Source organism: Halomonas sp. 707D4, from assembly GCF_024158685.1.
Classification (GTDB): Bacteria; Pseudomonadota; Gammaproteobacteria; order Pseudomonadales; family Halomonadaceae; genus Vreelandella.
The window spans coordinates 1-8,516 of the sequence record NZ_JAMZBD010000096.1; the positions used below are offsets into that span (position 1 = coordinate 1).

Annotated in this window: 11 protein-coding genes; 9 read left to right on the forward strand and 2 right to left on the reverse strand. The window is 62.8% G+C overall.

Features of this window, described 5'->3' with window-relative positions; all coding sequences use genetic code 11:
* The 9 genes from ectA to yidD form a co-directional block, all read left to right on the forward strand.
* Positions 1-452, forward strand: a 452-nt coding sequence (gene ectA / locus BIS11_RS06135; protein WP_253585826.1) for a diaminobutyrate acetyltransferase, incomplete at its 5' end; no start/stop codon positions are given.
* Positions 453-544: 92 nt separating this feature from the next.
* The gene (ectB, locus tag BIS11_RS06140) at positions 545-1,816 is read left to right on the forward strand and encodes a diaminobutyrate--2-oxoglutarate transaminase (RefSeq protein ID WP_253422791.1); all 1,272 of its coding nucleotides are present in this window, start codon (positions 545-547) and stop codon (positions 1,814-1,816) included.
* Positions 1,817-1,883: 67 nt separating this feature from the next.
* Positions 1,884-2,279: an ectoine synthase gene (locus BIS11_RS06145; protein ID WP_227390520.1), complete on the forward strand. Its 396-nt coding sequence runs from the start codon at positions 1,884-1,886 to the stop codon at positions 2,277-2,279.
* 218 nt (positions 2,280-2,497) lie between these two features.
* On the forward strand, positions 2,498-3,334 hold the full coding sequence (locus tag BIS11_RS06150) for an ATP-dependent zinc protease (RefSeq protein ID WP_253422788.1): 837 nt from the start codon (positions 2,498-2,500) through the stop codon (positions 3,332-3,334).
* A gap of 38 nt (positions 3,335-3,372) precedes the next feature.
* Entirely contained in the window at positions 3,373-4,896 is a 1,524-nt protein-coding gene (locus BIS11_RS06155) for an inactive transglutaminase family protein (RefSeq protein WP_253422785.1), read from the forward strand.
* Positions 4,893-5,891 (forward strand): alpha-L-glutamate ligase-like protein, encoded by a 999-nt coding sequence (locus tag BIS11_RS06160; RefSeq protein ID WP_253422782.1) that lies wholly within the window; start codon positions 4,893-4,895, stop codon positions 5,889-5,891. Before BIS11_RS06155 ends, BIS11_RS06160 begins: the two co-directional genes overlap by 4 nt.
* A 37-nt stretch (positions 5,892-5,928) precedes the next feature.
* Positions 5,929-6,375, forward strand: a complete 447-nt coding sequence (locus tag BIS11_RS06165) for a transcriptional repressor (protein ID WP_253422779.1) — start codon at positions 5,929-5,931, stop codon at positions 6,373-6,375.
* Positions 6,376-6,412: 37 nt separating this feature from the next.
* Complete coding sequence (gene hisI, locus BIS11_RS06170; protein WP_253422776.1) at positions 6,413-6,880, forward strand: phosphoribosyl-AMP cyclohydrolase; 468 nt, start codon at positions 6,413-6,415, stop codon at positions 6,878-6,880.
* Positions 6,881-7,219 (forward strand): membrane protein insertion efficiency factor YidD, encoded by a 339-nt coding sequence (gene yidD / locus BIS11_RS06175; protein ID WP_253422773.1) that lies wholly within the window; start codon positions 6,881-6,883, stop codon positions 7,217-7,219.
* On the opposite strand, the gene BIS11_RS06180 is transcribed toward yidD, so the two are convergent.
* The gene (locus BIS11_RS06180) at positions 7,216-7,632 is read right to left on the reverse strand and encodes a SufE family protein (protein WP_253422770.1); all 417 of its coding nucleotides are present in this window, start codon (positions 7,630-7,632) and stop codon (positions 7,216-7,218) included. The genes yidD and BIS11_RS06180 overlap by 4 nt on opposite strands.
* Before the next feature lie 47 nt (positions 7,633-7,679).
* A partial coding sequence (locus BIS11_RS06185) for a site-specific integrase (protein WP_253585827.1) occupies positions 7,680-8,516 on the reverse strand: 837 nt, incomplete at its 5' end.

Genomic DNA, 8,516 nt, shown 5'->3' on the forward strand with positions numbered 1-8,516 from the left:
TCTACGAACTGGTCAAGGCGTGCCCGCCGCTGGACGTCAATTCGGCCTACGCTTACCTCTTGCTGGCCACCCAGTTCCGCGATACCTGCGCGGTGGCCACCAACGAGGAGGGCGAGATCGTCGGCTTCGTATCCGGATACGTGAAGGACAATGCGCCCGATACCTTTTTCCTCTGGCAGGTGGCGGTGGGCGAGAAGGCCCGCGGCACCGGCCTCGCGCGTCGTCTGGTCGAAGCGGTGATGTCCCGCGACGAACTCGACGACGTGCACCATCTTGAAACCACCATCACGCCGGACAACCTGGCGTCCTGGGGGCTCTTCAGGCGCCTGGCCGCACGCTGGCAGGCGCCTCTCAACAGTCGTGAATACTTCTCCACCGAGCAGCTCGGCGGCGAGCACGACCCGGAAAACCTGGTGCGCATCGGGCCTTTCCAGACGGACCGCATCGTCTGAGCCCGGGCGCCGAAGCGACAGGCTCCCCCTTGCAGAAGCATTAACAGGCCCTCGTCGCGAGGGCAGTCTAAGTCATCGAAAAGGAGGTCAAGATGCAGACCCAGACGTTTGAACGCATGGAATCCAACGTTCGCACCTACTCACGTTCGTTCCCGGTGGTATTCACCAAGGCGCAGAACGCTCGGCTGACCGATGAGAACGGCCGCGAGTACATCGACTTTCTCGCCGGTGCGGGTACGCTCAACTACGGGCACAACAACGCGCACCTCAAGCAGGCGATGATCGACTACCTGTCGACGGATGGCGTGGTTCACGGCCTCGACATGTGGACTGCTGCCAAACGCGACTACCTGGATACGCTCGAAGAACTGATCTTCAAGCCGCGCGGGCTCGACTACAAGGTCCACCTGCCGGGCCCCACCGGTACCAACGCCGTCGAGGCGGCCATTCGCCTGGCACGTGTTGCTAAAGGTCGCCACAACATCGTGACCTTCACCAACGGGTTTCACGGCGTCACCATGGGGGCGCTGGCCACCACGGGCAACCGCAAGTTCCGCGAGGCCACCGGCGGCATTCCCACCCAGGGCGCGAGCTTTCTGCCTTACGATGGCTACCTGGGCGATCATGCCGATACGCTCGACTACTTCGAGAAGCTCTTGGGCGACAAGTCCGGCGGCCTGGACGTGCCGGCGGCGGTCATCGTTGAAACGGTGCAAGGCGAGGGCGGTATCAACGTCGCGGGGCTCGACTGGCTCAAGCGTCTGGAAGGCATCTGCCGCGCTCACGACATCCTGTTGATCATCGACGACATTCAGGCAGGCTGCGGGCGTACCGGCAAGTTCTTCAGCTTCGAGCACGCCGGCATCAAGCCCGACATGGTCACCAACTCCAAGTCGCTTTCCGGCTTCGGGCTGCCGTTCGCCCACGTCCTGATGCGCCCGGAGCTCGACCAATGGAAGCCGGGCCAGTACAACGGCACCTTCCGCGGCTTCAACCTGGCCATGGTGACCGCTACCGCGGCACTCAAGAAGTACTGGTCCAACGATACCTTCGAGCGCGACGTCCAGCGCAAGGCGCGCATCGTCGAGGAGCGCTTCCAGAAGCTCGCCAAGCTGTTGAGCGACAACGGCATGCCCGCCACCGAGCGCGGCCGCGGCCTGATGCGCGGCATCGACGTGGTCGATGGCGCGATCGCCGACAAGATCACCGGGATGGCCTTCGAACATGGCCTGATCATCGAGACCAGCGGCCAGGATGGCGAGGTGGTCAAGTGCCTGTGCCCGCTGACCATCACCGACGAGGACCTGATCGAGGGCCTGGACATCCTCGAGAAGTGCGTCGAGGCCGTTGCCGGTCAGAAGTGACGTTCACACCCTGACACGATATTCAACCCACGGTGGCCTCCCGGGCCACCATGCAAGGAGCACAGCGATGATCGTTCGCAACCTGGAAGAAGCCCGCAAGACGGATCGCCTGGTCACCGCCGAGAACGGCAACTGGGACAGCACGCGCCTGGTGCTCGCCGAGGACAAGGCAGGCTTCTCGTTTCACATCACCCGTATCTTCCCGGGGACCGAAACTCACATTCACTACAAGAACCACTACGAAGCCGTGTTCTGCTACGAAGGCGAAGGCGAAGTGGAGACCATCGCCGATGGCAAGATCTGGCCGATCAAGGCTGGCGACATCTACCTGCTGGATCAGCACGACGAGCATCTGCTGCGCGGTAAGGAAAAGGGCATGACCGTGGCCTGCGTGTTCACGCCGCCGCTCACCGGCAAGGAAGTGCACCGCGAAGACGGCTCCTACGCGCCGGCCGACGAGTAATAAGGTCGGCCAGGAGATGAAGAGGCAGCCCATGGGCTGCCTTTTTTGGGTGGAGTGGCTGCATTGATCGAGCACCCTATCTTCCCATCTGGTAGTTCGCATAATATATATTATGTTAAATAAGCGACGTATCGATCTAAAACACGGCGCCGTATTGGACAAGCAAGCGCACTTCTTCATATCATTCGTGCTCTCGATTGTTAAGGAATCTCCTCGTTATGCGTCCACGTATTGGTTGGCTGATGGCAGGTATGCCGCTTCTGTTGGCAGGTTGCGCGATGAATCAGCCGGAGTCGAACGAACCCCCGCCCCTCAGCGAGGCCACGTTCGACGCGCGTATCGGGGAGCTTGAGGCATCGCTCGCCCAGCAGTGCGACGTCTCGAACCTGGAAAGCCGTCAGCTCGATCACCATCAGGTGCTCTTGTCCAACGTGCACGAAGTAGGCAGCCTGCTGCGAGCACTGCGCAGCGACGTGGCAGAGCTCGAGGCGCGCAACGAAGAGCCGGTCATCATTCGCGAAGAGTGCGAGATCGCTCAGGCGATGGATGACAAGGCACTACTTGGGCGCAGCGAGTGGGTCGGCTTTCCCGCCATTGGTACCTACCTGAAGGCGCGCATCGACTCCGGCGCCAATACCTCGTCGTTATCCGCCACCGACGTCACGCGTTTCGAGCGTGATGGCGAGAACTGGGTACGCTTCAAGCTGGCATTGAACGACGATGACGTAGTGGTCGATCGTGTGCGCGATGAGTGGGTCGAGGCGCCCATTCAGCGCCGGGTGCGTATCGTGCAGGCTTCCGGCGAGGAGTCGCGCCCGGTGATTTCACTTCTGATGACGCTGGGGCCGATCCGCGAGAACGTCGAGTTCACCCTGAACGACCGGACGCACCTGGACTTCCCGGTACTGCTGGGCCGGCGTTTCATGATGGATATCGCCACCATCGACGTGGCGCAGACCTATCTACACGAGCGACCCGAATTTCCCGGCGGCGAGCCCGCCGACCAGGCGGCGGACGATGAAGTCGCCGATGATCAGGACGACAAGGAAGAGTAAGTGCCCTCCTCCTTGGACCTACGCTGAAAGGAATCTCAATGTCACGCTTGCCCTTCTACTTGATCGTCGGCTTTTTGCTGCTGGCGGGAATCGCCACCAGCATCCATCGTCATATTCAATTCGAGATCCCCTGGGTACCCGGTGAGCAGCGCCAGGTATGGGAAATCGAAGCGGTCATCAGCTTCAATGCCCAGGGTGGCCCGGTCCAGGTGGATCTGGCGCTGCCCGCCAACCAGGCCGGCTACCGCGTGCTCACCGAGAATACCGCCTCTTCGGGTTACGGACTCTCCTACAGCGCCGACGAGCTTGGCCGCCAGGCACAGTGGACGATTCGCGAGGCCGCCGGCAGCCAGCAACTCTACTATTCCGTGCAGATGCTGGTCGCGCCGGATGCCCGCGCGCCAAACCAGCCGCCGCCGGGGCTCGCTACCCCCACGCCTTGGGAAAGCCCTTATGAGACCGCCGCCGACCAGCTCATCGAGCGCGCCTGGGCGCGCAGCGCCAACAACGCCACTTTCGCCCGCGAGCTGATTCTGGACATCAACGGCGAACGTCAGGGCGAGAACGCGCGGCTTCTGCTCACCCAGGAAGATCCTTCTGCGCTGATCGTGCGCCTGCTCAACCAGGCCGGCGTCCAGGCCCGCGAAGTGAGTGGCCTGATGCTCGAGGACGCCCGCCGTCGCCAGTCGCTGTCGAGCTGGATCCAGGTGTTCGACGAGCCCGGCGAGCAGTGGGCGATCTTCAACCCGATGACCGGCGAACGCGGGCGCCCGGAAAACCTGCTGCTGTGGGAAACTGGCGGTCGCGCGGTGCTCGAGGTGGAAGGCGGCACCAACTCCCAGGTGAGCTTCTCGATGCTCACCCACAATCAGCCCGCTTCGGCGGCGGTGCGCAATCATCGCTCCCAGGACACGCTGTTGAACTTCTCGATCCACAGCTTGCCGCTGGAGGAGCAGGCGCTGTTCCAGACCATCCTGCTGATTCCGATCGGCGCGCTGGTCGTGGTGCTGCTGCGGGTGTTCATCGGGGTGAAGACCTCCGGTACCTTCATGCCGGTGCTCATCGCGCTGGCCTTCATCCAGACCACGCTCTTGACCGGGCTGATCGGCTTTCTGTTGATCGTGGCGGTGGGCCTGGTCATTCGTAACTACCTCTCGTACTTGAACCTGCTGCTGGTGGCCAGGGTGTCGGCGGTGATCATCACGGTGATCGCGATCATCGCCGCCTTCACCGTGCTCGCCTACCGCATGGGGCTCTCCGCCGGTCTCACGGTGACCTTCTTCCCGATGATCATCCTGGCCTGGACCATCGAGCGGATGTCGATCCTGTGGGAAGAAGAAGGTCCGAAGGAGGTGCTGATCCAGGGCGGCGGCAGCCTGCTCACGGCGGTACTGGCGTACCTGGCCATGAACAACCCGTGGATTCGCCACATCACCTTCAACTTCCTCGGCGTCCAGCTGATTCTGATGGCGTTCATCCTGCTGCTGGGCAACTACACCGGCTATCGATTGCTGGAGCTTCGCCGCTTCAAGCCGATCACTGAAAACGAGAAGCCGTCATGAGCTGGCTTGCGAACTGGACCTGGCCGGGCCGGCTGAAGGACAAGGGCATCATCGGGATGAACCGGCGCAACATCCGCTACATTGGCCGCTACAACTCCCGAAAGCTCTACCCGCTGGTCGACGACAAGCTCAAGACCAAGCTGCTGGCCGAGAAGTACGCCATCACCACGCCCAAGCTGATCGGCACCGTCTCGACCCAGTTCGGGGTGAAGCACATCAGCGCGATGCTCGCCGGTCACAACGGCTTCGTGATCAAGCCCGCCAAGGGCAGCGGCGGCAAGGGGATCCTGGTGATCGAGAAGGTCATCGACAACGAGTTCGTCAAGCCCAGCGGCGCCCACCTGACGATCACCGATGTCGAACGTCACGTCTCCAACATCCTCTCCGGGCTCTATTCGCTCGGCGGCTCACCGGACGTCGCGCTGATCGAGACGCTGATCAACTTCGACGAGAGCCTGATGGAGTACACCTACGAAGGCGTACCGGACATTCGTGTCATCGTCTTCAAGGGCTACCCGGTGATGGCGATGATGCGCCTGTCCACTGCCGCTTCCGACGGCAAGGCCAACCTCCACCAGGGGGCGGTGGGCGTGGGGCTCAACATCGCCACTGGGGCGGCGCTCAGAGGCGTGCAGTTCGACCGCCCCTGTTACAGCCACCCGGACACCGGCCATGACTTGGCAAGCCTGCGCGTGCCCCAGTGGGATACCCTATTGAACCTGGCCGCGGGTTGTTATGAGATGACCGGGCTCGGGTACCTGGGGACCGACATGGTGCTCGACCGAGTACACGGTCCCATGCTTTTGGAACTCAACGCCCGCCCGGGACTCGCCATCCAGATGACCAACGGCGAGGGCCTTCGCCGCCGGCTGGATTTGATCGAACGCCAGCCCGACGGCGTGAGCGCCCAGGAACGCGTGGCCTTTGCCCAGCATCACTTCGCTCGTCGGAGTGAGCTGGGTGTCTCGCCTGACACGACGGCAGCGAACGCGTAAACTAGAGGTCTATCGTTCAGGGCGAGTCGTCATCATCATGAATACCAGCGCGTTACTCCAGCAGGCGGAATCCCAGTGCATCACGCGAGGCGTTCGCTTCACACCGATTCGCCGTCGGGTGCTGGAGCTGATCGTCGACAACGGCGGCGGCCTCAAGGCCTACGACCTGCTCGACCAGCTATCGAACGAACACGCTTCTGCCCGGCCACCTACCGTGTACCGCGCCCTCGATTTCCTGATCGCCGAGGGCTTCGTGCACCGCATCGAGTCCCAGAACGCCTATATCGCCTGCGCCTGTCCCGAGCATGCCCACGGTTTCCAGCTGCTCATCTGTCGGCGCTGCGGTCATGTCGAGGAACTTCACCTCGACGCCATCAGCGAAGAGCTTGCAAGCCTCGCCAAGGAGCGAGGCTTTCATATCGAACGCCAGACCATCGAGCTTCAGGGCCTGTGCGCCGAGTGCCGCGCGAACGGCGACAAGTAGCGCCCTGCTTTCCACCTTGCCACTCGAGTACGCTTTCATGTCCCGCTTCGACCCGCTTCCCCCCACGACGCTTTTCAAGGCGCTGGAGTCCGCCACCCGCGATGAGCCGCTACCGGCCATCAAGGCTCTTCTCGATGCCGCCAAATTCAACGCCGATGGGCTACTGCCGGCCATCGCCCAGCAGCATGACAGCGGCGAAGTGCTGATGATGGCATGGATGAACCGTGAGGCGCTGGAAGAGACGCTATCGACTCGCCGCGTGTGCTATTACTCGCGCTCGCGTGGGAAGCTCTGGCGCAAGGGTGAAACCTCGGGCCAGCAGCAGGCGCTGGTGAGTGCCGCGCTCGATTGTGATGGTGATACGGTGCTGGTGAAAGTCGATCAGACCGGACCTGCCTGCCATACCGGGCGCCGCAGCTGCTTCTATATCACCCTCGATGGCGAAAAGGCCGCCGTCGACAGCGAACCGCTGATCGACCCCGCGACGCTGTACAAGAAGGGCTGAATGAATATCATGCAGGCCATCGGCAAGAGGCTCGGCAAGGCGCTGGGTGCCGTGCTGATTGCCCTGGTGAAGGTGTACCAGTATACCTTGAGCCCCCTGCTCGGCCCGCGCTGTCGCTTCTGGCCGAGCTGTTCGAGCTATACCGTCGAAGCCATCCAGGTCCACGGCCCTTTCAAGGGGGGCTGGATGGCCTTCAAGCGCATCCTCAAATGCCACCCCGGCAGTGCCGGGGGCATGGATCCGGTACCCGGCGGTCGCAGTGAAGCGCTGTATCGCGAAGATGAAGACGGTGCCGCGCAAGCTCGCTGCGACTGCCCTGCCCGCCGGAAAAGATCCTAGGCGCTGCGCGCCACCTGATAGATACGCTCGAGCATGGCGTGCAGGCCGTTGCTGCGCGTAGGCGACAGATGCTTGTCGAGCCCCAGATCCTGCAGGAAGTGTGGCTCGGTGGCACGAATCTCCTCAGAAGTGCGCTCGCTGTAGATGCGCAGCAGAACGCCGATCAAGCCCGAAACGATCGCGGCATCGGACGTCGCCTTGAACACCAGCTTGTCGCCCTCCCTCTCGTGGTTCATCCAGACGTTCGACTGACACCCCTGGATCTTGTACTCCTCGGTCTGCCATTCGGCAGGAAACGCGGGCAGCTGCTTGCCCAGGTCGATGATGTACTGATAGCGATCCATCCAGTTGTCGAACATCTCGAACTCGTCGATCAGTTCCTGCTGGGCAAGCTCGGGGCCGGGCGTGCTCATGATCTCTCCTTGAAGCTCAATTGTTGAATTGACCACCATTATAACGCTCAAGGGCGCTCTTTTGTGAGCAAGCCGCCCAGACGGTGGCGCTGCTGCTCGGCGTGCCACTCGTCGGCTTCGGTATGCAGGTAGCGGCTGGTGGTCTCGAGCCGCGCGTGGCGCGCGCTCTCGGCCAGATAGCGCAGGCTCACGCCCGCCTGGGCCTGGTGGGTGATCGAGGTGTGACGCAGCCAGTGCGGGGTCGCGCACTTCAAGGCCTCGACATGTTCGCCTGCGCCTTGCTCCGCTTCCAGTGTCAGCGCAGCCTCCCGAAACGACCTCTTGATCAACCGGTAGAGCTGGTTGTCGCTGATGCCGCGAACGCCGTCGAGGGCACGAAGAAGTGGCGTGGTCTCATCGAAGCCGGGCGTCGGCGAAAGCCCGAGTGTCTGGCGCCACTCGGCAAGCGCTTGGCACATGTCCTCGGGCAGCGGAATGCGCGCACGCCTGTCGCCCTTGCCCGTGACCTCCCACCACCAGCGCCCTTCCCGGCGAACGAAATCACTCATCCTGGCCCCGGCCATCTCGCTGATGCGCGGGGCCAGTAGATAGGCGAAGCTGAAGATGAACCGTCGCCGCGACCATTCGAAGCGCTGCCGAGCGCTGGCGCCCTCCTCCAGCTCTCGATTCAGCCACCCCCAGAGCCACTGCCAGAGATCCTGCTCCAGGTAGCGCTCCACGCCGGCGCTCTGGTTATTGAGCCGGCGCGACTTGTCGCGCATCAGCCTGAAGGGGTTGTGCGCCACCCAGCCCGCCTCGACCAGCCAGCCATAAAGCCCCTGCAGGATCACCAGGCTCTGGCGTCGGCTCGACGGCGAAAGCCCCGCCCGGAACGGACGCCACGC